We start from the raw sequence: 25242 nt of genomic DNA, 5'->3' as shown, positions 1-25242 counted from the left end.
CGTCTCAGGCTTGCGCGATCTGGCCTCCGATCAGGCCCGTTCCGAGATCCGGCGCACGCCGCCCGGGTCGGCGCTGGCGCTGAATTGCGACGGCGTCATTCCGTAATGCTGCCGGAACAGGCGGCTCATCTGGGCGGCGCTGCGAAACCCGGCCTCCTCGGCGAGCCGGGCGATGGGATGCGGCTGAGCCGGCGCGCTGAGAGCCGCCTTGACCTGCGCGAGGCGGGCCGAACGGATGTAGGATTCGACCCCGCCCACCGGCTGGAACATGGCGAACAGGCGTGAACGCGACGCGCCGATGCTGCGCGCCACATCGGTGGCGCTGAGATTGGGATCGGCCAGGGATGCCTCGATGTACAGGCAGGCCTTGCGGAACGACCGGGCCGGATCGGCATGCGACGTCCCGTGCCCGAGGGCGCCGGTGATGGCCTGGGCCATCAGGGTCGCAGTGTGCCCGAGGGTCTCGGCATCGAGGGCATCGCGATTCGGCAGGCGCTCGCGGAGGCGCAGCAGTTGCGCCGTGTAGGGCGCGGCGATCTCGGGTGGGATCACCAGGCCGTGCAGCTGATCCAGCCGGCCGAACCATCGTTTTGCGAAGGGGCGCGGCATGCTGACGAAGTTGCGTCGCTGCCGGGGAATGCCCTGGGCATCGCGGATGATCGTCGGTCGCGAGAAATCGATGACATAGACCGACCCCGTGCCGGCGCGGACTTCGCGCCCGTCGAAATTGCCGATGATGTCACCGGTCTCGATGTGCTGGAACACGATGACGTCGAGACCGTCATAGCCAAGCTTCTGCGCCGGACGGTGAAAGACGAAGGGCACCCCATCCATGAAATGGAAACGCAGGTGTTCAGTCCAGAAGCTCGTAATCTCCACCTGGAATGGAGCCACCAGCGGTGTGACCAGGGCCGAACTGGCGAACATGACCTGATAGACGTGAGCGGCTTCGTCCGGCGGATAATCGCGGCTGGAGAAATGCACGCGCCGCAACGGAAAGAGACCGTCTTTGGCCTGATGGTCCGGGGACAATGCGTGCAAGGCGGCGTTCACCACTGCGAGGCTTGGCGCTGACGACAACAATAGCGGATTCGCCGTTCAGTTCCCTCCCAGCAAGATAGGTGATTCCTCAAAACGGCGTCCCGGAGCGGCCTCCTCGAGGGGCGTCCCGGAGAGACCGGACGAATGGGAACGCACGGCCTTTCCACCGGTGCCGCGACGGCGGCAACGATTCGGCCCCAGCCGATGCGACAGGCCAGATCAGTCGGGGAAAAGATCGCGATAATCCGCAAAACAGCGCATCCAGATCGACCGCGCCCGGCACATCATTTGACTTTCGATTTGCTAATTGTCGCCTAAGCGCGTACAAAACCGCCATCAACCCAACGGCAGGACTTCTGCGGCGCGGTTTCGAAGCGGAACCGGGCTTACCCTTATTGGGCGTCGGATTGGTGATGGAGACGGCCGCGCATGATCGCGTGGATCTCCGGAAGATAAGCCCGCAAGGGCGAAGGAATACGATGGCTGTCGGTACTGTTAAGTGGTTCAACGAAACAAAGGGTTTCGGTTTCATTCAGCCGGATAACGGCGGAAGCGACGTGTTCGTGCACATCTCGGCTGTCGAGCGCGCTGGCCTTCGTGGCCTCGCCGAAGGCCAGAAGATCTCCTACGAGATGGAAACCGATAAGCGCAGCGGCAAGCAGTCCGCCGGTAGCCTCCAGACCGTCTGAATAAGGCGGGCCCCACGCGGAGCCCGACCTGTTTCGAGAGCCGCCTCCCGCATGGGAGGCGGCTCGCTTGTGTTCTAAGACCCTTTCCGAGGGGAGCGCGCCCAGCGCGGCCTCCCGCATAACAGGATCCTGTGTGAGCCAATTCAACCCGAACTCGATGACCGATCGCCTCAAGGCCGCGACGGAAGCCCGCGCCGCAGCGCTGGCCCGCTTCCGCGATCGTCCGCCTGCGGATGATCCGGCCGTGGTCGCCCGCAAGGCGGAGCGAGCCCAGATCGCCCGGGAGCGGGAGGTCCGCGTCGCGGCCCGCGAGCAGGCCCGCATCGAGGCCGAGGCCCAGCGCGCCGCCGAAGCCGAGGCAGAGCGGGAGCGTCTCGCTGCGGAAGAGATCCTTGCTGCCGAGGAGAAGGTCGCCCAGGCCGCAGCAGCCCGCCTCGAGCAGAAGGCGCAGCGCGATGCCCGTTATGCAGCCCGCAAGGCCAAGGCTCGTCGCTGAAGACAAGGCTTTTCGCTAAGGCCAAGGCATTTCGATAAGGCCAAGGCATTTCGATAAGGCGAAGTGTCGTTGCTAGGGCCAAGGCTCTTGAGAAAGGCCACGGCGCGTCGCCGATTTCAGCGCGTCGCCGAAAATCGTCCGACCGTGAGATCGATCTCGCGGTCGACGGCGGGTTCGCCCCGAACCTGCCGGCAATGATCTGTCCTCCTGGACCGGTCCGCATCACCGGGTCCGCCGAAGCCGGCGCACCCCCTTCGGCGTGACCTCTGTCCGCCGAGCCGCGATCGAGGAGATCCGCGCCATGTCCCACAAGTTCAAACTCGGCCAGCGCGTGCGCCGGGCCCAGATCGGCTACGCCTCCCCCAAGACCGACGTGTCCGACATCTTCGAGATCGTCCGTCTGGTGCCCGAGGACCAGACCGGCGAGCCATTCTACCGGATCAAGTCCGGGGCGAGCGAGCGCGCCGTCCGCGAAGGCGAGATCACCGAGGTCTGACGCCTGTTCCGCCCGGCGACTGTTCCCCGGTTGGGGAGGCGTCTCCGGGACTCTGCAGCATCGACGGGATGACCACCGGGACAGCTTCCGCTGTCCCGGTTTCCGTGGAACAGACTTCCCACCGCGTCAGGTCAGCACCACCACGCGGCTGCCGATCTCGACGCGGCCGTACAGGTCGATCACGTCCTGATTGATCATGCGGATGCAGCCCGACGACACGCTCTTGCCGATCGAATCCGGCTCCAGCGTACCGTGGATGCGATAGAGCGTGTCCTTGTTGCCCTGCCAGAGATAATGCGCCCGAGCCCCGAGCGGGTTGTGCGCGCCGCCCGGCACGCCGAGGCCGCTCTGGAGCTGTGACACCGACTTGGCGAGCTTCGGCGTGCGCGCGATCATCTCCTTCGGGGGATACCAGTCCGGCCACATCTGCTTCGAGTTCACCGTCGAGGCCCCGGACCACGAAAAGCCCTGCTTGCCGACGCCAACGCCGTAGCGACGCGCCCGGCCGTTCGGCTGCACCAGGATAAGGTGGTGCGCCCGCGGGTCGACCACGATGGTGCCGGGCGTTTCGGGGCCCGTATAGGCGATCTCCTGGCGCAGGAACGAGGGGTTCGTTTTGCGCCAGTTGAAGGCGTAGACTGGGAACGGCTCGTCGGTGATCGCCGCATAGGCGCGGTTGTAGTCGATCGGGCCATTGTCCACGGGCTTGGCCGGCGCGGCCTGTTGCGGCGAGGCCGGCGGAACCTGGCGCGGGGCGTAGAGATCCGCATCCGGATCGTCGACCACTGCGGCACGGCCCCGCTGCCCCCCCATCCGGTCGAGAGTGCGGTCCTGGCCGCGATCCGAATAGGGCACGTACTGGCCGCCCCGTCGGCGATAGAGCCGTCCCTCCTCGTCGCGATAGAGACGCTCGTCGTCATACGGGCCATTGCCGTCGAGGCCGTCGCCGAAGAGGCCACGGCTCTGGGCGAGGGCGGACCCGACGGGTGTGAGGAGCGCGAGGCTCGTCGTCGCCCCGGTGAGAAGCGTGCGGCGGGTCGTGTGGGACATGGAGGTCGCTCGGGCGGTCGTCGTTAAAATGGTTCGCTCGACGCCGGGCCTAGCAAGTCGTCACGCGCGCGTCACGTCACCTTGAGGATGGGCAGCCTTGCGTGACTACCAAAGGTCGTCGGCGATGCAAACCGAGCACAATGCCCACGGCTCGGCATCGATCTGGAGTTCTTCGAACAACCGCGTGAAGACTCTCCACGCGGCGACCGGCGGGAGACTTTCACCATGTCTTCAAAAAAGCCGTGGTCATCAGGTCCGACGCCGCGGGCAGCGGTTGTCAAAAGCGTGGCCGTGTCGCCATAGGAAGTGACCCGAAAGGGCCCCCCCTCAAAATCATGGAACGCGACCCGTGCCGGTCCCTCCGCATCACACCTTCCGCGCGCGTCCAGCGCTGCTCGCGGCGTTTCTGCTCGTCGCTCTGGTACCGGGGGAGGCTTCGGCGAACCGCACGCCGACGCCGACGCCGGCCGACGCGCGAGCCCCGGCGACCACCTGGACGTCGAGCGAGCCCGACAACGCCGCCTGTCAGCGCACGCGCCGCAAGTTGTGGCAAGCAGGCGAGGGCTGGATCGTCCGCGGCGTCACCGTGTGCCGTTGAGGCGGCTGGAGCGCCGCGGCGCCGTATCGGGACATGCGCAGGCTCGACCTCGCCGCCGCGACGACGTTCGGCCAAGGGGATGTCTCGACGATGGCTCTCGCCTCTCCGCATCTGGTCACGGCAGGACAGGTCGCGTTCCAGGGCCTCGTGGGCCATGATGATCGGCACGCCGAACCGTCAGTGCGCCGTCACGCGGGTGGTGGCGCACCACAAGGACGGCGGCTCGCCGCGGCGCGATCGAAGCGAAATCAACGTCGTTCGACGCCGCCCCGCAGGGATCGACCGGATTTCGTATGAACGGCCCTGCCGGATATAGGTGTTCGGGCATTGGCCTCGGCGAATTTTACGGTCTGCGCGTCGTTCTACGTAGGAAGATCGGCGGCACGCAGGTAAAGCTGCAGCGGCCACGCGTTCGCTCGTCGGATCGTCCGTGTCTGTCATGGGCGGCAACGCGTCTGTGCGACCGCGACCGGAGGGGCGATTGAGTAGGACCGGCGACGCGCCCGAGACCAGGTCCGCGGCCCTTGCGCGCTACGGCATCCTCGATACCGCCCCCGAGGCGGCGTTCGAGGACGTCGTCAGGCTGGCCTCGATGCTTCTCGAGATGCCGGTGTCCCTGGTTTCGCTGGTCGAGTCCGATCGGCAATGGTTCAAGGCCCGGATCGGCTTCGATCGCGCCGAGACCACGCTGGCGGAATCGATCTGCGCCCACGCCGTGCAGCAGGACGGCCTCTTCGTGATCCCGGACACCACCCGGGACCCGCGCACGGCGAACAACCCCCTGGTCACGGGCACGCCGCACGTTCGGTTCTACGCCGGCATGCCCCTGCACGCGCCCGAGGGGACGGCGCTCGGCACGCTCTGCGTGCTCGACGTGAAGCCGCGGGAACTCACCGAGGCGCAAGCCTTCATCCTGCGGACGCTGGCCGGGCAGGTGATGACCGAGCTGAACCTGCGGCGCGCGCTGCGGGAGCGCCGCGCGAGCGACCGGCACAACGCGGCGATCATCGAGAGCGCCATCGATTACGGCATCATCACCCTCGATCTCACCGGCCTCGTGACAAGCTGGAACGTCGGCGCCGAGCGCATCCTCGGCTGGACCGAGGCCGAGATCGTGGGGCGTCCGGCCGAACTCTTCTTCGCGGAGGAGGACCGCCTGCGCGGCCTGGCGGAGCACGAGATGCGGGTCGCGCGCGAGCTCGGACGGGCCAACGACGAGCGCTGGCACGTCCGCAAGGATGGAACGCGCTTCTGGGCGATGGGCGAGATGATGGCCCTGAAGGACGAGGATGGCAGCCATATCGGCTACCTCAAGATCCTGCGCGACCGCACCGCCCAGCGGCAGGCCGAGGACGCCCTGATCAAGCAGACGACGCTGCTCCAGACGGTCACCGACCATCTCAGCGAGGCCGTGATCCGCCTGACCCGCGACGACGTCGTCACCTTCGCCAACCCGGCGGCGGAAGCCATGCTCGGCTGGCCGAACGGCAGTCTGATCGGGCGCAACCTGCACGACACCGCGCATCACCACCACGCCGACGGCCGACCGTATCCGCGCGAGACCTGCGAGGTCGTGCGCTCGCTGAAGAGCGGGGAGGCCCTGCGCGAACGCGAGACCACGTTCTTCCGCCAGGACGGAACCCCCATCGACGTCGTCACCAACAACGCACCGATCATCGAGGATGGGCTGGTGCAGGGCGCGGTGCTGACCCTGACCGACATCACGGAGCGCAAGGCGGCGGGCGCCCGCCTGAGCCGGAGCGAGGAGCGCCTGGCGCTCGCCCTCAACGCCTCCGGCATGATCGGGACCTGGGACTGGGATCTGCGTGAGGACGTCATCTACGCGGACGCCAACTTCGCCCGGATCTACACCGTCGATCCGGAGCGCGCCGCCCTCGGTGCGCCGTTGGCGGACTACATCCGCAACTTCCATCCCGACGACATGGGCCGGTTCCAGGCGGAGCTGGATCGGCTCTTCGCGGGGGCAAGGGAATTCGCCTGCGAATATCGGATCGTCCAGCCCGACGGTTCGCATCGCTGGGTCATCGCGCGCGGAAGCCTGGTGCGGGCCGCCGACGGAACGCCGCTGCGCTTCCCCGGTGCCTCCGTCGACATCACCGAGCGTAAGCGTGCCGAGGAGCGCCAGGCCGCCCTGGTCGAACTGGGCGAGCGCCTGCGCGAATCGCAGGACCCGGCCGAGATCGCCTTCGTGGCCGCCGAGATTGCGGGACGCACCCTCGGTCTGACCCGAGCCGCCTACGGCACCCTCGATCCGTCCGGCGTTTATCTCGACGTTATCCGGGACTGGACGTTGCCGGGGGTGGCCAGCCTCGTGGGGCGGCATCGCTACGACGATTACGGCTCCTATCTGCCCGAGCTGCGCCAGGGCCGGGACGTGGTCATCGCGGATGTGGAGCAGGACCCGCGCACGGCCGGCTATCCCGAAGGGTTCCGCGCCCTCGACGTCCGCACCGTGATCAACCTGCCCCTGATGGAGCGCGGGCAACTGGTGGCGGTGTTCTGCCTGCATGATTCGAAGCGGCGCGACTGGACCCCGGACATCCTCGACTTCGTGCGCAACGTCGTCGACCGGACCCGTGCCGCCGTGGCCCGCCTCCGCGCCGAGGAGCAGCAGGAACTCGTCAATCGTGAACTCAGCCACCGCATGAAGAACCTGCTGGCGATGGTGCAGTCCATCGCCACCCAGACCATGCGGACGGCGGTCGACGTCGATACCGCCAAGGAAGTTCTGGCCGGCCGCCTGATCGCCCTGGGCCAAGCGCATGACCTCCTGATGGGCGGCGCTCTCGGCAGCACGCTGATCGGCCCGGTGGTGCGCGGCGCCCTGAAACTGCACGAGGACCAGGCCGGCCGCTTCCGCCTCGATGGCCCGGATCTCGAGATCGGCGCCAAGCCCGCCCTCTCGCTGGCGCTGATGCTGCACGAACTCGCCACCAACGCGGCCAAGTACGGGGCGCTCTCGCAGGAGACCGGGCATGTCTCCATCCGCTGGGAGGTCCGCGACGAAGCCGGCGAGCCGCACCTCGCCCTGTCCTGGACGGAGGTCGGCGGTCCGCCGGTGACGAAGCCGGCGCGCAAGGGCTTCGGGTCGCGCTTCATCGAGCGCGGGCTCGCCGGGCAGGTGGGCGGGACCATCGCGCTGGACTTCCCACCCGATGGCGTCACCTGCGCCATCGCGGCGCCACTCTCGGCCTTCCAGGCCGACAGCTGATCCCGGCGTCCATCGGCTTCCGACCCCGTCAGGCCCATTTCCTGGGCAGTGCCGCCTGACGCGCCATCGCACGACGGCGATCGATCACCGATGGGAGACCGTGAAGCCCTCGCGTCTGGCCTGGCACGTTCGGTGCTTCTGGGAGCCCGTTGCCGATCGGCGACGCGCGGGGCAACGGCGCTCCGCATGCGGACGGCGTGAGTCCGGATCCCTTGGCATGAGCGGTCGCCCGGCGGCCGTGAACCTCGAGACGCACTCCATGGCCAGCTTCAAGACCGTGATGAAATCCGGTCATCCCCCGACCCTGTTCGCCGCCTTCCTCTACTTCGATTTCTGCTTCGCCATCTGGGTGCTCAACGGCGCCATGGGCCCGTTCATCACCGAGACCTACAAGCTCACTCCGGCCCAGACCGGGTTCATGATCTCGCTGCCGATCCTGGCCGGTGCGATCATGCGTTTCCCGCTCGGTATCCTCGCCCAGTATATCGGGCGCAAGAACGCCGCCATCACTGAGATGAGCGTCATCATGCTGGCGATGGCCTTCGGCTTCTTCTACGTGGACACCTACGACGAAGTGCTGGCCATGGGCGTCCTTCTCGGTATCGCTGGGGCCTCGTTCGGCGTCGCCCTGTCCCTCGGCTCGGGTTGGTTTCCGAAGGAACACAAGGGCCTCGCCATGGGCATCGCCGGCGCCGGCAATTCCGGCACCGTGCTGGCCGTGCTGTTCGCGCCGCCGCTGGCCCAGGCCTATGGCTGGCAGGCCGTGTACGGCTTCGCCGGCTGCGTGATGGCGATCCCGCTGATCGTCATGATTGTCTTTGCCAAGGAGCCGCCGGACGCCGAGCACCAGTCCTTCAAGGAGCACATCTCCTGCCTGTTCCAGAAGGACGGCTGGGCCTTCAACCTCATCTACATCATTACCTTCGGCGGTTTCATCGGACTGTCGAACTTCTTGCCGACCTTCTTCTACGAGCAGTTCGCCGTCACCAAGGTCGAGGCCGGCCGCCTCACCATGCTGGCGGCCCTGATGGGCTCCGGCATCCGCGTCGCCGGCGGATACTTCGCCGATCGGCTCGGCGGTATCCTGGTCCTGTCCGTCGTGCTGATCGCCGCCGTCGGGTCGTTCCTGCTCCTGACCGCGACCCCGTCGCTGGCGCTGACCACGGCCCTGTTCATGCTGTGCTTCGCCGCGCTCGGGGCTGGCAACGGCGCCCTGTTCCAACTCGTGCCTCTGCGCTGGCCGGCGAACACGGCGGTGGCCGGTTCGATGATCGGCGAGGTGGGTGCCCTCGGTGGCGCGATCCTGCCCAACGTCATGGGCCTGTCGAAGCAGTATACCGGCTCTTTCGCCCTCGGCTTCGTCGGCTACGCCCTCTTCGCCGCGGTCGTGCTGGTCTGCCTCCTCGTGTGGCAGCGCAAGTGGGTCGGCACCTGGGTCGGCCCGCGCGGCAAGGTCCTGGAGCCGGCGGCTTCCGGACCGGCCGAGGCCGGACGCTTCGGCCAAGTGACTGCTTGAAGACCGTCACCGCTTGAGGATGGTCACGGCCTGAAGACCGTCAGCGCACGCGTGGGGCGGCTCAGCCGACCTCGCCCGAGACCAGCGCGAAGGTCAGGACATCGACCGACGCCGCGCCGCCGCGCAGCAACACCCGCGCGGCGGCATTGGCCGTCGCGCCCGTGGTCATGACATCGTCGATGAGAAGAACGCGTCGCCCTTGTAGCAGCGGCTGCTTGGCCTCGGGGACGCGAAAGGCGCCCTGAAGGTTGGTCGCCCGGGCGACCCGGCTCAGGCCCACCTGCGGGCGGGTCGCCTTCACCCGGGCGAGGTATCCGCATTCCACCGGTCGATTCGCGATCCGCCCGATCCTCTGCGCCAGGAGGGCGGACTGGTTGAAGCGGCGTCGCCATAGGCGCCAGCGATGCAGCGGCACCGGCACGAGGCAATCCGCCCGGGCGAGCAGGTCGGAGCCCGCACCTGCCATCATCCGCGCCAGCACGGCGGCGAGGTCCAGGCGGTCCTCGTATTTCAGGCGATGGACGAGGTCGCGGGCGACACCCTCGTAGAGCGCCACCGCACGGGCCTGAGCGAAGACCGGAGGCTCCGCGATGGCGCGGGGCGACAATAGGGTTCCGGTACCGTGGTCGACGGCGAAGGGTGTGCCGAACCGGTCGCAGAAGGGCCGTTCGATCAACCTCAGTCCCGCCCAGCAGCGGGCACACAGCGCATGCGGATCGGCGATGGCGCCGCCGCAGCCGGGGCAGGTCGGCGGGTAGACCAGGGCGAGGGCACCGCTCCAGGCGGCGCGCAGGCCTACGACGAACGGGCGAGCGGCAGGGGCCATGACGGCGACCCTACCGCCCGCATAGGAGGAATGCGACTCTCGGTTGTGATCAGTTGTTCTGTTGCGGCTGCGCCTGGTTCTGCTGGCGGTCGCGTTTGTTGGCCTGGTGGCGCCCGACCGCGCAACCCGCTGCCGCACCGAGGACGCCATGGCCTGCGACGTGCCCGGCGAGACCGCCGACCGCGGCGCCCTTCAGGCACCCCTTGGCGTCGGCTCCGGTGGTGGCGAGGCTGAGTCCCGCAAGAGCGAGGGTCGCGCCGAACAGGATAGACTTCATGGCGTCACGTCTCCTCGATTCGTCATCGAATCGTATCGCTTCAACGAGGAAGGCCCTACGGGCGTTCCGGTGTCGGCGCGGGTGGCGGTCGGAGCCTCGCCGCGCCATCTAAGATCGCGATGACCGCACCACCCCTCTTCGATACGGGCCTGGCCCGCCACCGCCTCGCCCGCGCCCACCGCGAGGGCTACGCCGATTTCCTGCTGCGGCGGGTGGTCGAGGATCTCGACGATCGTCTCGGAGCGGTGCTCCGAACCTTTCCCGAGGCTCTCGACCTCGCCACGCCGTCGCCCCTCGCCGCCGAGCACCTGCGCGCGGGCGGCCGGGTCGAGCGGATCACGCGTCTGGCGGCCCGGCCTGAGCCCGGCAGCGTCGTGGCCGATCCCGAGCTGCTGCCGCTGGCGCCCGGGCGCTTCGATCTCGCCGTCTCGCTCCTGGCTCTTCAGCACGTGAACGACCTTCCGGGCGCCCTGGCGCAGCTGCGCCGGAGCCTAAGGCCGGATGGGCTGTTCATCGGCTGCCTGCTCGGCGGCCGGACCCTGACCGAACTGCGGCAGGTGTTCGGACAGGCCGAGAGCGAGGTCGAGGGCGGCGTCAGCCCGCGCGTCGCTCCCTTCGCCGAGGTTCGCGAGATGGGAAGCCTGCTCCAGCGCGCCGGCTTCGCCCTGCCGGTGACCGATGTCGAGACCGTCACGGTCCGCTACCGGGACCTGTTCGCGCTCATGCGCGACCTGCGGGCGATGGGGCTGACCAACGTCCTGACCGAGCGTCGCCGGACGCCCCTGCGGCGCGAGACGCTCCTGCGGGCGGCCGCCCTCTACGCGGAGCGCTTCGCCGATCCGGATGGCCGCGTCCGCGCCAGTTTCGAGATCCTGTGGCTGTCCGGGTGGGCGCCGCACGAGAGCCAGCAGAAGCCGCTGAAACCCGGGACCGCCCAGGCCCGGCTCGCCGAAGCCCTGGGCACCACCGAACGCACAGCCGAGGAACCCGACGCATGAGACAGCCCGGCGCCGATCATCCGATCACCATCCTGCCGCATCCGGGGCGCATCCGTATCCGCCTCGCCGGCACCCTCCTGGCCGAGACCGACGCGGCCCTGATGCTCACGGAAGCGAATTATCCGCCCGTGGTCTACGTCCCGCGAGCCGATGCCCGCTGGGCGCATTTCACCCCCACGGCCCGCCGCACGCACTGCCCCTACAAGGGCGACGCCAGCTATTTCAGCCTGACCACCCCGGACGCCTCCCGTGCCGATGCGGTGTGGAGCTACGAGGCGCCCTATCCGGCCGTCGCCGCCATCGCGGGGCATCTCGCCTTCTATACCGACAAGATCGACCCGATCGAGCTGGCGTGAGGAACCCCGTCAGTCCCGCACCTGGGCCCAGAACGCGGACTTGCGGCCGTGCAGGCGGCGCAGCGAGGCCCGATACGCCTCCGGATCGGGGGTCAGGCGCCCTTCCTCGACCTGGGCCGCGAGGCTGTCGAGAGCGGTGAGATAGCGGGCGGCATGGCCGTAGGCCGCGCTGCGGCCATGCTCCAGGATGCTGTCGATGAGCAGGCGATAGAGTTCGCTCGCCACCGCCGGCTGCGTCCGCTCCAGCGCTTCGGCGGCCGGCACCAGGATTTCATAGCGGCTGCCGTCCCAGCTGCCGCGATGCTGCATCACCAGGCGGGCGGCGCGGTCGGGGTTCGGCCAGTGGATGAGGAAGGCCAGCGCGCGGTAGCGGTCCGCGAAGGCCTCGGCATGGTCGAAGGCCCGCTCCAGCGCCGCGTCGTCCTCGAAGTCCGGCAGCTTGGCGAGATAGGCCCGCAGCATCGCCGGATCGAGGCTGCGCTCGAATTCCTGCCAGCGCAGGGCCTGTGCGCCAGCCTTGTCCCCGAGGGTGTCGAGGATGCGGATCTCGACGGCCTGCCGCGCCCGCTCCGGGGCATGGTGATCGAACTGCCCCGTCAACAGCGCTTCGCGGGTGACGATGACCGGCCCGCGCTTCTGTGACCTGCGGATCCACTCGAGCGCTTCGGCCGCCCGATCCGCCGCCAGGAGCCGTTCGGCGATCCGGACCCGGTCCGGCTGTTCGGGCGACGCCTCCTTCTCGAAGGCGATGAAGGCGTCGACGTCGCCCGCCCGGTCCGCCAGGGCCTGCCGCATCCGGATGAAGCGGTTACGCCCCCATTGGGCCGTCCAGGCCTTCTCGCCGCCGGTTCGGGCCGGCGGCGCGGCGGGCGTCGCTACTTTCAAAGCCATGTCGAGGGCGGTGTGCGCCGTCTCGGGCAAGCGGGGGATCAGGTCGTGCATCAGGGTCTCGACGAAGCCATGACCGTCCGCGCCGAGCCGTGGCACCAGCCGTGCCGCGAAGGCGGCCGCCTCGTCGCCCGGGAGGTCGACGATCAGGCTCGCGGCCGCGTCGGCCGCGCGTTCATAGACGCCGTGGAGGCGCCCGCTCGAATCGTCCGCCCGCCCCAGGACATCGTCGGCGCCACCGAGAAAGCGGATCAGCCGGTCGAGGGCCGCCCGCGGGTCGAGGGCCGCGAGTTCGCTCACCACCGTCGTCAGCATGGCATCGAGATCGGCGGAGAAGGCGCGCTGCTTCTGCCAGTCGATATAACCCTGGCCGCGTTCGAGAGCGGTCAGGCGCCGGTCGACCAGGGCCGCGATGGCGTCCGGTCCCTGGAGGCTGGCGACCGCCGCCGTCACCAGCTTCTTGAAGGTCGGATTGCGCGCGGTCTCGGACAGAACGAGCTGGATCAGCCGCTCCAGCCCGAGTTCGGTCAGGGTCTCGGGACAGGGCGTGGTTTTTCGCGAGGCCCGCTTCGGCTTGCTGGGAACCGCTTTCGCGTGAGAGCCTTTCGCCGAAGCGCCTTTGGCGCTCGGTTTCCGCTGCCGGGACGCCTCGGGGGCTGGGGTGGCCTTGCGTGCCATGGTGCGCTGTCCTCCTCCCGGCGAGGCGGCGCGGGCCGCCGGAATGTCCTCAGGGCAAGTGGATCACGGTCCGAGCAGGTCCAGCAGGAAGGGAATCAGCGGTGCATCGGCCGGCGGCATCGGCTGGTCCTTCAGATCGCGCGGCCGCACCCACTTGAGCGCCTGCCCCTCCATCGCGCGCGGCAGGCCTTCCCAGCGCCGGCAGATGTAGAGCGGCATCAGCAGGTGGAAATCCGGGTAGGCGTGGCTCGCGAAGGTCAGGGGTGCCAGGCAGGCCTCCTGCACGGTGATGCCGAGTTCCTCGGCCAGTTCGCGGATCAGGGTCTCCTCCGGCCGCTCGCCCGGGTCGACCTTGCCGCCCGGGAACTCCCACAGGCCGGCGAGCTGCTTGCCCGGTGGCCGCTGGGCCAGGAGGACCCGCCCATCGACATCGACCAGCGCCACGGCGACCACCAGCAGGATGCGCAGGGGGGTGGCAGGATTCGCCCCGCTCATCGGGCGATCGCGAAGGTCGCCGAGACGTCGGCCGCGGTCTCGATGGTGCCGGCGACGAGGGGGACCGGAGCGCCGCCGCGCTTGGCCCGCATCGGCGCGGGCGCCGCGAAGGCCATCGGCGGGGGAGCGCCCGTGGCCGGGGACTGAATCGACACGACCCGTCCGAGGGTGACGCCCGCCGCTTCGGCCAGCCGCTCGGCCTGGAGGCGCGCATCCTTCATCGCCGCACTGCGCACGGCGCTCTCGGCGGCATCCGGATCGCGCAGGCCGAAGCCGACGCTGTCGATTCGGTTCGCGCCACCATCGAGAGCCCGGCGCATCAGATCGCCGAGGCGCCCCATGTCGGCGAGACGCACACGCACGGTGTTGCTGGCGCGGTAGCCGTCGGGTTTCTCGGCGAAGCTCCCGTCCGGCTGGCGCATCGAGCGGGTGGCCGGCTGCAGCGTCACCGCCGAGGTGCCGAGATCCGCTTCCGCGACCTTGAACTCGGCGGCGAGCGCCAGGATCGCCCTGGCGGCGGTGCTGGCGCCGTCGAGGGCGGCGGCCGGGGTCGCACCCCGGCTCTCGACGCCGATCTCGACCGAGGCGAAGTCCGGCGCCACCTCCGAGCGGGCGCGGCCGACGACGCTGATCTGCCCTTCCGTCGCGACGGGCCGGTCCTCGGCCCGGGCCTCAGTGCCAGGTCCGAAAAGCGCCAGGGCGAGAAGGAGCGCGGTGCGGCTGCGCCTCACGAGCGGTAATCCCCGTTGATCTCGATGTAGAGCTTGGTCAGGTCGCAGGTCCAGACACGGGCGCCGCCGTCGCCGAGGCCGAGGTCGACCCGCACGGTGACGTTCGGTTCGCGCATGACGGCGCTCGCGGCGTCCTCGCTGTAGTCGGGATCGCGCGCCCCCTCCCGGGCGACGCGCACGTCGCCGAACCAGATCGCCAGACGGTCGCGGTCGGCCGGCTCGCCGGCCTTGCCCACCGCCATGACCACACGGCCCCAATTGGCGTCCTCGCCCGCGATGGCGGTCTTCACCAGGGGCGAGTTGGCGATCGACATCGCAATGCGGTGGGCCGAGGCGTCGCTGCTGGCGCCAGACACCTGCACGGTGACGAACTTGCGCGCACCCTCGCCGTCCCTGGCGACGAGCTGGGCCAACTCCACCAGGAGGTCGTCGAGGGCGGTGCGGAAGTCGGCGAGTCGCGGATCGTCGGCGCCCGAGACGGCGGCATTGCCGGCCGCGCCGGTGGCGAACAGCATCAGCGTGTCGGAGGTCGAGGTGTCGCCGTCCACCGTCACGCAGTTGAAGCTGGTGGCGGTGCCGGCGGAGAGGAGCGTCTGCAGTACGTCCTGCGGCAGGGCGGCGTCGGTGAAGACGAAGCTCAGCATCGTCGCCATATCGGGGGCGATCATGCCCGCGCCCTTGGCGATGCCGTTGATCGTGATGGGGACGCCGTCGATGTTCGCCCGGCGCGTGGCGAGCTTCGGGAAGGTGTCGGTGGTCATGATCGCCTGGGCGGCCGCGGCCCAGGCGCTCGGCCCATCCTCGGTCCGCTGGGCGCAATCGGCCAGCACGCCCTCGAACTTGGTGGCGTCGAGGGGCTCGCCGATGACGCCGGTCGAAGCGATGAAGATCTCCTCCGGCCGGCACCGCGCGGCCTCGGCGGCAATACGTGCCGTGAGCGCCACGGCGTCGCGTCCCCGAAGGCCCGTGAAGGCGTTGGCGTTGCCGGAATTCACCACCAGCGTACGGGCGCCCGCACTGCCCAGGGCTTCGCGGCACCAATCCACCGGGGCGGACGGACACTTGGAACGGGTGAACACGCCGGCGGCCTGCGTGCCCTCGGCCAGCGCCACGTAGAGCACGTCGGTGCGGCCGGAATAGCGGATGCCGGCCTGCGCGGTGGCAATGCCGACGCCGCGGATCGGCGGCAGGTCCGGGTTCGACGTCGGCGCGAGTGGCGAGACGGGCGGGGATTTGGCGGATGACATGATGGAAGCTCCGGCTCTCGTCTCTACGGTCCCGCGCAGGCGTCGCGCGCGGTGTTGCCCCGTGGGCGCAGGTCCCGTCAACCGCGACGGTGGCTCTCGTGCCACGGTTTGGGCGGACGGCGAAGCGGGGCGGTTCGGATGGGAACGCCTCGGCGGTCGAAGACTTGAGGGAGGGCGCCGAGCCTCCCGGATGCGTCCGTCGCTAGACTTCGCCTGTCGGCAGGGCTTGTCTGTTCGAGCGAACGTGACATAGCATGCTGCGACGCACAGTTTCCGGGGTGATCGGCACGGATGTCCAGGCGCGAGTGGGGAGTCTCGACTATGGAACTACCAGCCTCGCCAGGTGGCGCCTACGGCGTCCAGGTTCTGATCGCGGGTCGGCAAAAGCATTGGCGTGACGAAGTCACGTCGCAGATCCGGCGCGCTGGCTATGCTGCCACCACGGTGGATTGCGGTGTCGACGCGATGACGGTGCTGGCCCTCGGTCTTCCGGTGGATGTCCTCGTGACGGATGTCAGCCTTCAGGGCGAGCTGTGTTGCCAGAAGCTGGTCCAGGAGGCCCGTGCCCTGCGGCCTCATCTGCGCATCGTGTTCGCGAGCGATCTGGAATCGCTGGAGAGCGACGTCGAACCGACCCGGCTGCTCGAGGAATTGTTCGACGGCGACCGCCCCGAAGCCCGCGCCGGCATCCTCGCGGTCCGGCGCATCGACAACGTCGCGAGCACGGTTCGTGACGCTCTGCGCAACTCCGCCTGATCGAATCGTCGCCACGTCGATTCACCATCCCGACCGTCGGACCCGCGCCCCGACCGCGTTTCCCGGGCGCCTTACTCCGGTTTCGTGACGGATCCCTGACAAGCCGCGTCGGAGGATTCCGGTCGCAGTGCGGAAATGCCCTCTTCATAAGAAAAAAACCCCCGGCGCCGAGGCCGAGGGCTTTCCTAACGGGTGGGGATCGCCGGAGCGGCGGTTACGGAGCCTTGTTCGTGTCCACAGGCTTGGAGTCCACAGGCCTCGAATCTGCAGGCTTGGTCTCCGCGTTGGCCTTGGCCTTGCCGAGATAGATGTATTCCGGCGCGGCGCGCAGTTGGTCCTTGTTGGTGTCGATGGTCGCCTTCAGGGTGGTGTCGTCGACGCGGGAGAGCTTGAGGGCACTCGGATCGATGGCGACGTACTTCGTGCCGATGCCGAGGAAGCCGCCGACGCCGACCACCCAGGACTTCACCGTGTTCTTGTCGTCGAGGACCACGTCGGCGATCTCGCCGATGGTCTCGCTGGCCCCGTTCTGGATGGTGAGGCCGATCAGCTTCGAGGTGACCATGTCGCTCTTGTTCTGCACCACGAAGGTGGGGCGCAGATCGTTGGCGAGGGTGGCGGGCGCAGCCTGCATCGGCGCCGAGGACGAGGTCGCCGGCGTCGTGGCGTCCGGCGATTGGGCGAGGGCAAAGGTGGCGCTGGCAGCGAGAAGGGTCGTGCCGAGCAACAGGCTGCGCATGGGCGAAGTCTCTCCGAGGGTCGAGTGTGGGGTCCGTAATGGCACACGCTCAAGTTCGAGCCTCCGTAAAAGGTTCCCGTCCGGCGGCACTGCCGATGGACGAACCCCGCGCCGGCGTTAGGTTGTCAGCGACGGGTGCGGTGGAACGGGTCCTCCGCCCAGACGGGTGTGGCGCGATGTCGAGCTTCCTGCCTTCCAATCTCAGCCGCCCCGGGACCGGGCGAACCCTGTCGCGGCGCCACGCCCTGGCGATCCTCGGCGGAGCGCTCGCCTGGGGCGTTCGGCCGGTGCTCGCCGGTGACCTCCGCGCCGGGGCCTTCGCGTTCGAGACGCCCGAGGGCGGCACCCTGCCGCTGTCGGCCTATGCCGGTCGGCCGATCCTGATCGTGAACACCGCCACCGCCTGCGGCTATGCCGGCCAGTTCTCCGGCCTGCAGGGCCTGTGGACCCGATTCGGCGATCGCGGCCTCACCGTGATCGCGGTGCCGTCCGCCGATTTCGGCAATCAGGAGCCGCTGGACGGCCTCGCCATCGCGGAGGCCGCGCGCAAGAATCACGGCGTCACCTTTCCGGTTACCGCCAAGACCCATGTGCGTGGTCCCGGCGCCCATCCGTTCTATCGCTGGGCCGCCGCCGAGAAGCCCGGCGCGACGCCGGGCTGGAACTTCCACAAGTACCTGATCGACCGCGACGGAAGCCTGATCGGCGCCTTCCCGTCCTCGGTCGAGCCCGCCGATCCGCGCATCGTCACGGCGATCGCCAATGCGCTGCCGGCCGCCTGATCCGGCTCGCGGAGACAAACCTCCTCGCTACCGGGGCTCACTACTGGGGAATGTCGCGCGGTGGGCGAAGGACCGGAGCCGGCTTGGCCGCCGAATTGGCCGCCGGTTTGGCGCGGCGGCTCCGCCGCGGCCCCTCGGCCGTAGCGCGGACCGGGGGTGAGGCGTAATTCGACGCGAAGGGGTTGGCCGGGGTGCGGTCGGCGCTGCCGAATAGGCTGAACTCGGCTCGGGCACCGCCCCCCGCGATCAGCAGCGGGACGGCGAGGGCGACTACCAGGGCGGGACGGGACGGGCGCATGCGGCTCCTGGCCTTGGCCGGATGGGAGGGGCGGGACGATCGCTCGCTTCGGACATCCTTTGCTCCGAGAGTGCAAGCCCCCACATCCGGCGCGCGATGTCAGACCGGCCTGTCCGGTTCGAGCCGTGTGAGAGAGGGCGAGATGAAAGCACATCGGTTCGAACACGCCGGGGCCGTCTTCGAGATCGTCTTCGAACGGGCGCCGGAAGGGTGGGTCGCCCATATTCGCCGTGCCGACAGCGCCACCACGCATGTGATCGGATTTCCGGACGGGCCGGGCTACGATCCGTCCGACGTGCGGGGCTCCCTGATCGTGGGCTGCGAGGCGGCCATTCCCACCCTGACCTGGATCACCCCGACGCGGCACTGAGGGGAACCTCCCGAACCGCTCCGTGTTCGACCTCCCGTATGCGTAAGCGCGCCCAGCGGGCGCACGTAACGGGGAAGGAACAGTCGATGTCCGAGATCACCTATCGCATCGTCGAACACGATGGCGGCTACGCCTACAAGGTCGGTGACGTGTTCTCCGAGACCTTTCCGAGCCATGACGAGGCTCTTCAGGCCGCCCAGGCGGCCGCGGCCGAGCAGCAGGTGCCCGGCTCGACGGAAGGCATCCGCTATCAGGACGGTCAAGGCAACTGGCACGACGAGACCGCCCAGAGCAACGATCGACCGACCGCCAAGGTGGTCGATTAAGTCGAAGCGCCCGATAAAAACCGGGAGGACCTGCGGCGCTCAGGCCGAGCGTCGCAGGTCCTCCCGGTCGGGAATCGTCCAGGTCGCCAGCGGCGGGCGCGCACCGGCTCCGGCCGCAGCCCGCTGCGGAGGCGCCCGCCGCGTGCAATTGCGTCCCGCCGATTTCGCCTCGTACAGGGCCGCATCGGCCGATTCGATCAGGTCCGCCGGAGTCTCCGCACCGTCCGGGCTCGCCGAGACGCCCACGCTTACGGTCACGTGCACGAGGCCGTCGTCGCGTCCCGCATGCGGCAGGGCCAGGGCGTTCAGCGACACGCGGATGCGCTCGGCCAGGGCAATGGCCGCGGTGGCGTCCAGCCTCGGCAGCAGCAGGGCGAATTCCTCGCCGCCGTAGCGCGCCACGAGGTCGGCGGCGTTGCCGGGCCGCGAGGTCAGCAGATCTGCGATCGCGCACAGGCAGTCGTCGCCCGCCCCGTGACCGTAATGGTCGTTGAAGCGCTTGAAATGGTCCACATCCACCAGCATCAGCGCGAAGGGTTCGCCGCGCCGGGAGCTGTGCCACAGGGCTTCGAGGCGCTGAGAAAACGCGCGCCGGTTGGCGAGGCCGGTCAGCGGGTCGGTCGTCGAGAGACGCGTGAGCCGGGCATTGGCCACCACGAGCTGCTGCGCACGCAGGGATTCCCTCAGGCTGTGCAGGTAATTGCGCCGGTGCGCCCGCTCGATCTGGTGGCAGGCCCCCAGGCTGAAAGCGATGCCGATCAGCATGTCGAGGCGCACCAGCCGGGCGAGATCGGGCGCGATCTCGGGATGGGCCGCGATGGCGAGGCCTCCGGCGATCGACACGACGCCGGAGATCAGGCACGCCCAGAAGAACCGCAGTGCCAGCGAGATGTTGGCGAAGATCACCGTCAGCCAGATCGCGGTGGCCGCGTGCGCGACGTTCGGCCCGGTGCCGAGCCACAGGATCAGGGCCGGGATCAGCGCGGCGACCAGGACGCTGAGGCTGCACAGGGCTTCGCGGGTCTCGGACCCGACCCGGCTCAGAGACCAGAACAGCGCCACCGCCACGGGCGTCATCAGGCAGAGCCGCAGGGCGAGGTTCAGGCCCGCCATGTCGGGCGTGGTGACGAAAGCCGCCCAGCCATAGAGGTGGAAGACGGCCAGCCCGATGAGGATGGACCGGCGCAGGTGACGCACGCGGCGCGGTCCCGTCTCCGTCTCGAACCGGGTTTCGAGTTCGGCCGGAAAGGCGAGGCGCCAGCGTGTGGCCCGCAGGGTCCGCTCGATGAGGGCGAGCCGGCGATCGCTCGCATGCAGGACGGGTTTGCGAGCGGAGACGTGGCGATAGGGAGCCCGGCGACAGGCTTGCGGGCCCGGATCGTCAGACGATCGGGCAGCGGACGAACGTGTCACGAATGGGGGAATCCAAGGTCGGGCGAGGGCTGCCCAGGGCTGAATCTGGCTCACAAGTCCTGTCGGCATGGTTTCCCTGATCGCTAAAATGCCGGCGATCGGCGAAAGCCGGTGGTCCTGCTGGACCGAGGGGCGCGAAATGGCCGATTGCCTCCCCCGGCCCATCTCGTGCATGGCTGGGTTGGACTGGATTCGGCGTTGCACGGGAGGGGGCCTGAACCGGTCCCGACCCGCGCGCACGGCGCACCGGTCCGATATCCCGAGCGCGACGACCGGCCCGGGATCACTACCCTTGGGAGCCTGCCCGTGACCGACTCGAACCCGCGCCAGCCCGACCACGCCATCGACCCGATCTTCACCGAGCGGTGGTCGCCGCGCGCCTTCGCGGGCGAGGCGGTGCCCGAGTCCGAATTGCTCCGGATGATCGAGGCCGCACGCTGGGCGCCGTCGTCCTACAACTCGCAGCCCTGGCGCTTCGTCTACGCCCTGCGCGGCACCCCCGAGTGGGAGACCTTCCTCGACCTGCTGGTGCCGGCCAACCGCAAGTGGGCGGAAGGCGCCGGCGCCCTCGTCATCCTGGTGTCGAGCAAGCTGATGAAGACCGGCGACGGCCTGAAGCCTTCGGCCAGCCATTCCCTCGACACCGGCGCCGCCTCGGCGAACTTCCAGCTTCAGGCGATCCGCCAGGGCTGGCACGTGCACGGCATGGGCGGGTTCGACAAGGAGCGCTCCGTCACCGTGCTCAAGGTGCCGGCGGACCATCAGGTCGAGGCGGCCTACGCCGTCGGGCGCGTGGCGAACCCGGCCGAACTCAGCGAGGAGCAGCGCACCAAGGAGGTGCCGAACGGACGTCGGCCGATCACCGACTTCGCCTTCGCCGGCACCTTCAAGGCGATCGACGCCTGAGCCGGATGCCGTGCTGAGACCCGCACCCGACTATGACGGTCTCGTCGCCGGTTTCGCCTGGGACATCCCGGAGCGCTACAACATCGGCGTCGATGTCTGCGACCGCTGGGCTGCCCGCGATCCGGGCCGCGTGGCGATCCAGGAAGTGGTCGGGACGCGGGTCTCGGAGACGACGTTCGCAGACCTGAAGGCGCAATCCGACCGGCTGGCCGCCGGATTGCGGGGCCGGGGCGTCGTCCCCGGCGACCGCATCGGCGTGCTGCTGCCGCAATCGGCCGCCGTGGTGGTCGCCCATTCGGCCGCCTACAAGCTCGGGGCCATCGCGCTGCCGCTCGCCGGCCTGTTCGGACCCGACGCCCTGCGCTACCGCCTCGCCGATGCGGGAGCCCGCGCCCTCGTCACCGACGCGGGCGGCCTCGCCAAGCTCGCGGCCATCCGGGCCGACCTGCCGGACCTCGACCTCGTGGTCTGCACCGACGGCGCCCTCGGGGAGGCCGTGGCCTGCGATGCCCTCATGGCGAAGGGATCCGGCGCGTTCACCGCCCGCGACACCCGGGCCGACGATCCCGCGCTGATGATCTACACCTCCGGCACCACCGGTCTCGCCAAGGGGGCTCTTCATGCCCACCGGGTGCTGCTCGGGCATCTGCCGGGCTTCTGCCTGATGCACGACTTCCCGCCGAAGGCCGGCGACCGGATGTGGACGCCGTCCGACTGGGCCTGGGCCGGCGGCCTCCTCAACGCGACGCTGCCGAGCTTGCATCTCGGCGTGCCGGTGGTGGCCTGTCCGAGCTTCCGCTTCGAGCCGGAGGCCGCGCTCCGGCTCATCGCCGAACGGGCGATCACCACCGCGTTCCTGCCTCCCACCGCCTTGCGCATGCTGCGCGGCGTCGCCGATCCGCGCGGGCGCTTCGATCTCTCCCGCCTGCGCAACATCGCCTCCGCCGGCGAGGCCCTGGGTCCGGACACCTTCGCCTGGGCCCAACGGGAACTCGGCCTCACCATCGGCGAGGCCTATGGCCAGACCGAGTGCAACCTCGTCCTCGCCGCCTGCCCCTCGGCCGGCGTGGCACGGGCCGGATCGACCGGCCGTCCGGTGCCGGGTCATCGGGTGGCGATCCTGCGGGCCGACGGGACCGAGGCCGCCGTCGACGAACCCGGGGAAATCGCCGTCGCCCGGCCCGACCCGGTGATGTTCCTGGGCTACTGGAACCAGCCGGAGGCGACCGAGAAGAAGTTTTCGGGCGACTGGATGCTCACCGGCGACACCGCCCGGCGCGACGCCGACGGCTACGTCCATTTCGTCGGGCGCGAGGACGACCTCATCACCTCGGCGGCCTACCGCATCGGCCCGGCCGAGATCGAGGATTGCCTCTGCGCGCACCCGGCCGTGGCGCTGGCCGCCGCCATCGGCAAGCCGGACCCGCTGCGCACCGAGATCGTGAAGGCCTATGTGGTCCTGCGCGACGGATTTGCCGCCTCCGACGCTCTCGCGGGCGAGATCCAGGCCTTCGTGCGCACCCGCCTCTCGGCCCACGAATATCCACGCGAGATCGCGTTTCGCGAGAGCCTGCCCATGACCACCACGGGCAAGATCATCCGGCGCCAGTTGCGCGACGAGGCGTGACCCTATCGGACCGAGATCTGGAAGCGCGCCCGGCGGACATTGCCCATCGGCCCGACGATTTCGATCGCGAATTCGTCCTCCCCGGAATAAGCGGGGGAGGGGGTGTAGGACACGAAGGTCGCCGGCACCTTGGGGGTGTTGCAGCGGGAGCGCGTGTTCAGGGCCGAGAAATTCGGAAAGTCGCTGCCGTGGCTGATTTCCACCCGGCCATCATGCGGCGCGTCGATCATGTTGATCGTGAACTGGCCGAGGGATCGGCAGGTCTGGTCGATGGCGGACATCGAGGAGACCCTGAGCGTACGTCCCGCCGCCATCACCTTCTGGAAGGTCGGCATCCCGAGCGAGACCGCGTCCGCGCTGACGGTTCCGAGAAGGCCGATCAGGATTGCCAGGGCCGTGGGACGGATCGAAGGCCGGGTCAAAGGCCGTATCATGGAGCACTCCGGGTCGATGGGGTCCCGACAGCGCAAACCTGCGCTCTGGACCGGCCCTTGGCAGCCACGTCCATGATCCCTTGGTACACGTTGGACGGGATTTGTCAGGGATTCCGCACGCAAGCGACGCACGGGCGCAGGCCTCGATCCTCGCATAAAGACATCTTTATATCTTGATTGCCTCCCGTCGCCCGCCCTGCTATAGCCCTCGCCGACACGCAACGAGAGACGGAGCGATTACGAAATGGCCCAGGATTACATCGTCAAGGACATCGGTCTGGCCGATTACGGCCGCAAGGAGATCTCGATCGCCGAGACCGAGATGCCGGGCCTGATGGCCACGCGCGAGGAGTTCGGTCCGTCGCAGCCGCTCAAGGGCGCGAAGATCGCCGGCTCGCTGCACATGACGATCCAGACGGCCGTGCTGATCGAGACCCTGAAGGCGCTCGGCGCCGACATCCGCTGGGTCTCCTGCAACATCTACTCGACCCAGGACCACGCCGCCGCCGCCATCGCGGCCGCCGGCATCCCGGTCTTCGCCATCAAGGGCGAGACCCTCGAGGAATACTGGGACTACACCTCGAAGCTGTTCGACTGGCATGACGGCGGCCTGCCGAACATGATCCTCGATGATGGCGGCGATGCCACCATGTTCGTGCACCTGGGCCTGCGCGCCGAGAACGGCGACACCGCCTTCCTCGACAAGCCGGAATCCGAGGAGGAGGAGATCTTCTTCGCGCTTCTGAAGAAGAAGCTCGCCGAGAAGCCGAAGGGCTGGTTCGCCGGTCTCGCCGACTCGATCAAGGGCGTCTCCGAGGAGACCACCACCGGCGTTCACCGCCTCTACAATCTCGCCAAGGAGGGCAAGCTGCTCTTCCCGGCGATCAACGTGAACGACGCCGTCACCAAGTCGAAGTTCGACAACCTCTACGGCTGCCGTGAGTCGCTGGTCGACGGCATCCGCCGCGGCACCGACGTGATGATGGCCGGCAAGGTCGCCATGGTTGCCGGCTTCGGCGACGTCGGCAAGGGTTCGGCCTCGTCGCTGCGCCATGCCGGCTGCCGCGTGCTGGTCTCCGAGGTCGATCCGATCTGCGCGCTCCAGGCCGCGATGGAAGGCTACGAAGTCGTCACGATGGAGGACGCCGCCCCGCGCGCCGACATCTTCGTGACCGCCACCGGCAACAAGGACATCATCACGATCGAGCACATGCGGGCCATGAAGGACCGTGCGATCGTCTGCAACATCGGCCACTTCGACAACGAGATTCAGGTCGCCGGCCTGAAGAACATGCAGTGGTCGAACATCAAGCCGCAGGTGGATGAGATCACCTTCCCCGACGGCCACCGCATCATCCTCCTGTCGGAGGGACGCCTGGTGAACCTCGGCAACGCCACCGGCCACCCGTCCTTCGTGATGTCGGCCTCGTTCACCAACCAGACCCTGGCCCAGATCGAACTCTGGACCAACCCGGGCAAGTACGAGAAGCAGGTCTACACCCTGCCGAAGGCCCTCGATGAGAAGGTGGCGCTCCTCCACCTCGAGAAGATCGGCGTGAAGCTCTCGAAGCTCCGTCCCGACCAGGCCGCCTATATCGGCGTCTCCGAGAACGGCCCGTTCAAGCCCGACCACTACCGCTACTGAGCCCGGTGCGGTGCCCTCCGGGGCACCGTCCGACGCTTGACGCGGCGCGCGAAGCCCGGCCATGTGCCGGGCTTCTTGCGTTTTGCGAGGCTTCTTGCGTTTTGCGACACGTATTGCGTTGCGCCGGGCCTGAGGGTGTTCGGACCCGCGGCGCGTTTCCGGGCGCCGCAGTGTGGCTTTTCTGCGCCCTCCGCCGCCCATCGCCCTTGAAGGCTCTAAAGTTAAGCTTAACCCTCTTCCGGGAGGATTCCGCCTCGCGCTAGTGTGGGCGGATTCCTCAGATGGAGTGGCTCGCAGCCGGCCTTCAGGCGGCTGCGGGAAGGGCGCGCTCT

The 25242-nt window shown here is 68.8% G+C and carries 26 protein-coding genes; 14 read left to right on the top strand and 12 right to left on the bottom strand.

Features of this window, described 5'->3' with window-relative positions; translation table 11 throughout:
- Positions 1-30: 30 nt before the first annotated feature.
- On the bottom strand, positions 31-984 hold the full coding sequence (locus tag J7U37_RS25275; RefSeq protein WP_247635007.1) for an AraC family transcriptional regulator: 954 nt from the start codon (positions 982-984) through the stop codon (positions 31-33).
- A gap of 536 nt (positions 985-1520) precedes the next feature.
- On the opposite strand from J7U37_RS25275, the gene J7U37_RS05005 reads away from it, so the two are divergent.
- The 3 genes from J7U37_RS05005 to J7U37_RS04995 all read left to right on the top strand — a co-directional run bounded on the left by J7U37_RS05005 (position 1521) and on the right by J7U37_RS04995 (position 2722).
- Complete coding sequence (locus tag J7U37_RS05005; protein WP_056180031.1) at positions 1521-1730, top strand: cold-shock protein; 210 nt, start codon at positions 1521-1523, stop codon at positions 1728-1730.
- 133 nt (positions 1731-1863) lie between these two features.
- Complete coding sequence (locus tag J7U37_RS05000; protein WP_280138764.1) at positions 1864-2226, top strand: DUF6481 family protein; 363 nt, start codon at positions 1864-1866, stop codon at positions 2224-2226.
- A gap of 301 nt (positions 2227-2527) precedes the next feature.
- Positions 2528-2722 (top strand): hypothetical protein, encoded by a 195-nt coding sequence (locus tag J7U37_RS04995; RefSeq protein WP_056179212.1) that lies wholly within the window; start codon positions 2528-2530, stop codon positions 2720-2722.
- 126 nt (positions 2723-2848) lie between these two features.
- Here J7U37_RS04995 and J7U37_RS04990 read toward each other — a convergent pair whose 3' ends face one another.
- A complete protein-coding gene (locus J7U37_RS04990) occupies positions 2849-3772 on the bottom strand; it encodes a L,D-transpeptidase (RefSeq protein ID WP_056179215.1) in 924 nt (307 codons plus the stop codon).
- A gap of 1079 nt (positions 3773-4851) precedes the next feature.
- On the opposite strand from J7U37_RS04990, the gene J7U37_RS04985 reads away from it, so the two are divergent.
- The gene (locus J7U37_RS04985; protein ID WP_247635006.1) at positions 4852-7602 is read left to right on the top strand and encodes a PAS domain S-box protein; all 2751 of its coding nucleotides are present in this window, start codon (positions 4852-4854) and stop codon (positions 7600-7602) included.
- Positions 7603-7861: 259 nt separating this feature from the next.
- Complete coding sequence (locus J7U37_RS04980; protein WP_056180039.1) at positions 7862-9118, top strand: MFS transporter; 1257 nt, start codon at positions 7862-7864, stop codon at positions 9116-9118.
- A 61-nt stretch (positions 9119-9179) separates the two neighbouring features.
- Here J7U37_RS04980 and J7U37_RS04975 read toward each other — a convergent pair whose 3' ends face one another.
- Both J7U37_RS04975 and J7U37_RS04970 read right to left on the bottom strand, forming a co-directional pair.
- Positions 9180-9944, bottom strand: coding sequence for a ComF family protein (locus J7U37_RS04975; RefSeq protein WP_247635005.1), 765 nt, complete (start codon positions 9942-9944; stop codon positions 9180-9182).
- A 49-nt stretch (positions 9945-9993) separates the two neighbouring features.
- Positions 9994-10221, bottom strand: coding sequence for a hypothetical protein (locus tag J7U37_RS04970; protein ID WP_056179223.1), 228 nt, complete (start codon positions 10219-10221; stop codon positions 9994-9996).
- A 119-nt stretch (positions 10222-10340) separates the two neighbouring features.
- On the opposite strand from J7U37_RS04970, the gene J7U37_RS04965 reads away from it, so the two are divergent.
- Together J7U37_RS04965 and J7U37_RS04960 are read left to right on the top strand one after the other, a co-directional pair.
- Positions 10341-11219 carry a methyltransferase domain-containing protein gene (locus J7U37_RS04965; protein ID WP_056179225.1) on the top strand — a complete coding sequence of 293 codons (879 nt, stop codon included), beginning with the start codon at positions 10341-10343 and terminating at the stop codon, positions 11217-11219.
- Entirely contained in the window at positions 11216-11575 is a 360-nt protein-coding gene (locus J7U37_RS04960) for a DUF427 domain-containing protein (RefSeq protein ID WP_247635004.1), read from the top strand. Before J7U37_RS04965 ends, J7U37_RS04960 begins: the two co-directional genes overlap by 4 nt.
- A gap of 9 nt (positions 11576-11584) precedes the next feature.
- On the opposite strand, the gene J7U37_RS04955 is transcribed toward J7U37_RS04960, so the two are convergent.
- The 4 genes from J7U37_RS04955 to argJ all read right to left on the bottom strand — a co-directional run bounded on the left by J7U37_RS04955 (position 11585) and on the right by argJ (position 15614).
- Positions 11585-13141: a DUF6880 family protein gene (locus tag J7U37_RS04955; RefSeq protein WP_247635003.1), complete on the bottom strand. Its 1557-nt coding sequence runs from the start codon at positions 13139-13141 to the stop codon at positions 11585-11587.
- A 63-nt stretch (positions 13142-13204) separates the two neighbouring features.
- A complete protein-coding gene (gene mutT, locus J7U37_RS04950) occupies positions 13205-13636 on the bottom strand; it encodes an 8-oxo-dGTP diphosphatase MutT (protein WP_247635002.1) in 432 nt (143 codons plus the stop codon).
- Positions 13633-14334: an SIMPL domain-containing protein gene (locus J7U37_RS04945; protein WP_247635076.1), complete on the bottom strand. Its 702-nt coding sequence runs from the start codon at positions 14332-14334 to the stop codon at positions 13633-13635. Before J7U37_RS04945 ends, mutT begins: the two co-directional genes overlap by 4 nt.
- A 29-nt stretch (positions 14335-14363) precedes the next feature.
- On the bottom strand, positions 14364-15614 hold the full coding sequence (gene argJ / locus J7U37_RS04940) for a bifunctional glutamate N-acetyltransferase/amino-acid acetyltransferase ArgJ (protein WP_247635001.1): 1251 nt from the start codon (positions 15612-15614) through the stop codon (positions 14364-14366).
- Between the two features lie 321 nt (positions 15615-15935).
- On the opposite strand from argJ, the gene J7U37_RS04935 reads away from it, so the two are divergent.
- The gene (locus tag J7U37_RS04935; protein WP_056179252.1) at positions 15936-16370 is read left to right on the top strand and encodes a histidine kinase; all 435 of its coding nucleotides are present in this window, start codon (positions 15936-15938) and stop codon (positions 16368-16370) included.
- Positions 16371-16584: 214 nt separating this feature from the next.
- On the opposite strand, the gene J7U37_RS04930 is transcribed toward J7U37_RS04935, so the two are convergent.
- Positions 16585-17109 (bottom strand): PRC-barrel domain-containing protein, encoded by a 525-nt coding sequence (locus J7U37_RS04930; protein ID WP_056179255.1) that lies wholly within the window; start codon positions 17107-17109, stop codon positions 16585-16587.
- A gap of 176 nt (positions 17110-17285) precedes the next feature.
- Between J7U37_RS04930 and J7U37_RS04925 the strand changes: the two genes are divergently transcribed.
- Positions 17286-17891, top strand: coding sequence for a glutathione peroxidase (locus J7U37_RS04925; protein WP_056483987.1), 606 nt, complete (start codon positions 17286-17288; stop codon positions 17889-17891).
- Between the two features lie 40 nt (positions 17892-17931).
- On the opposite strand, the gene J7U37_RS04920 is transcribed toward J7U37_RS04925, so the two are convergent.
- Positions 17932-18189 carry a hypothetical protein gene (locus J7U37_RS04920; RefSeq protein ID WP_247635000.1) on the bottom strand — a complete coding sequence of 86 codons (258 nt, stop codon included), beginning with the start codon at positions 18187-18189 and terminating at the stop codon, positions 17932-17934.
- 142 nt (positions 18190-18331) lie between these two features.
- On the opposite strand from J7U37_RS04920, the gene J7U37_RS04915 reads away from it, so the two are divergent.
- Together J7U37_RS04915 and J7U37_RS04910 are read left to right on the top strand one after the other, a co-directional pair.
- Positions 18332-18559, top strand: a complete 228-nt coding sequence (locus J7U37_RS04915; RefSeq protein WP_247634999.1) for a hypothetical protein — start codon at positions 18332-18334, stop codon at positions 18557-18559.
- 86 nt (positions 18560-18645) lie between these two features.
- Complete coding sequence (locus tag J7U37_RS04910) at positions 18646-18885, top strand: hypothetical protein (protein ID WP_247634998.1); 240 nt, start codon at positions 18646-18648, stop codon at positions 18883-18885.
- Positions 18886-18924: 39 nt separating this feature from the next.
- Here J7U37_RS04910 and J7U37_RS25270 read toward each other — a convergent pair whose 3' ends face one another.
- Complete coding sequence (locus J7U37_RS25270) at positions 18925-20298, bottom strand: GGDEF domain-containing protein (protein WP_056483996.1); 1374 nt, start codon at positions 20296-20298, stop codon at positions 18925-18927.
- Positions 20299-20604: 306 nt separating this feature from the next.
- Between J7U37_RS25270 and J7U37_RS04900 the strand changes: the two genes are divergently transcribed.
- Both J7U37_RS04900 and J7U37_RS04895 read left to right on the top strand, forming a co-directional pair.
- A complete protein-coding gene (locus J7U37_RS04900) occupies positions 20605-21204 on the top strand; it encodes a nitroreductase family protein (protein ID WP_247634997.1) in 600 nt (199 codons plus the stop codon).
- Positions 21205-21214: 10 nt separating this feature from the next.
- Complete coding sequence (locus tag J7U37_RS04895; protein WP_247634996.1) at positions 21215-22831, top strand: AMP-binding protein; 1617 nt, start codon at positions 21215-21217, stop codon at positions 22829-22831.
- A gap of 2 nt (positions 22832-22833) precedes the next feature.
- Here J7U37_RS04895 and J7U37_RS04890 read toward each other — a convergent pair whose 3' ends face one another.
- Complete coding sequence (locus J7U37_RS04890; protein ID WP_247634995.1) at positions 22834-23265, bottom strand: hypothetical protein; 432 nt, start codon at positions 23263-23265, stop codon at positions 22834-22836.
- Between the two features lie 244 nt (positions 23266-23509).
- Between J7U37_RS04890 and ahcY the strand changes: the two genes are divergently transcribed.
- A complete protein-coding gene (gene ahcY, locus J7U37_RS04885; protein ID WP_056484008.1) occupies positions 23510-24910 on the top strand; it encodes an adenosylhomocysteinase in 1401 nt (466 codons plus the stop codon).
- The last annotated feature ends 332 nt before the right edge of the window (positions 24911-25242 follow it).

It is taken from the genome of Methylobacterium sp. 37f, from assembly GCF_023093475.1.
Lineage (GTDB): Bacteria > Pseudomonadota > Alphaproteobacteria > Rhizobiales > Beijerinckiaceae > Methylobacterium.
The sequence above is the reverse complement of the archived record's forward strand: the minus strand, read 5'-3'. Positions and strand labels throughout refer to the sequence as shown.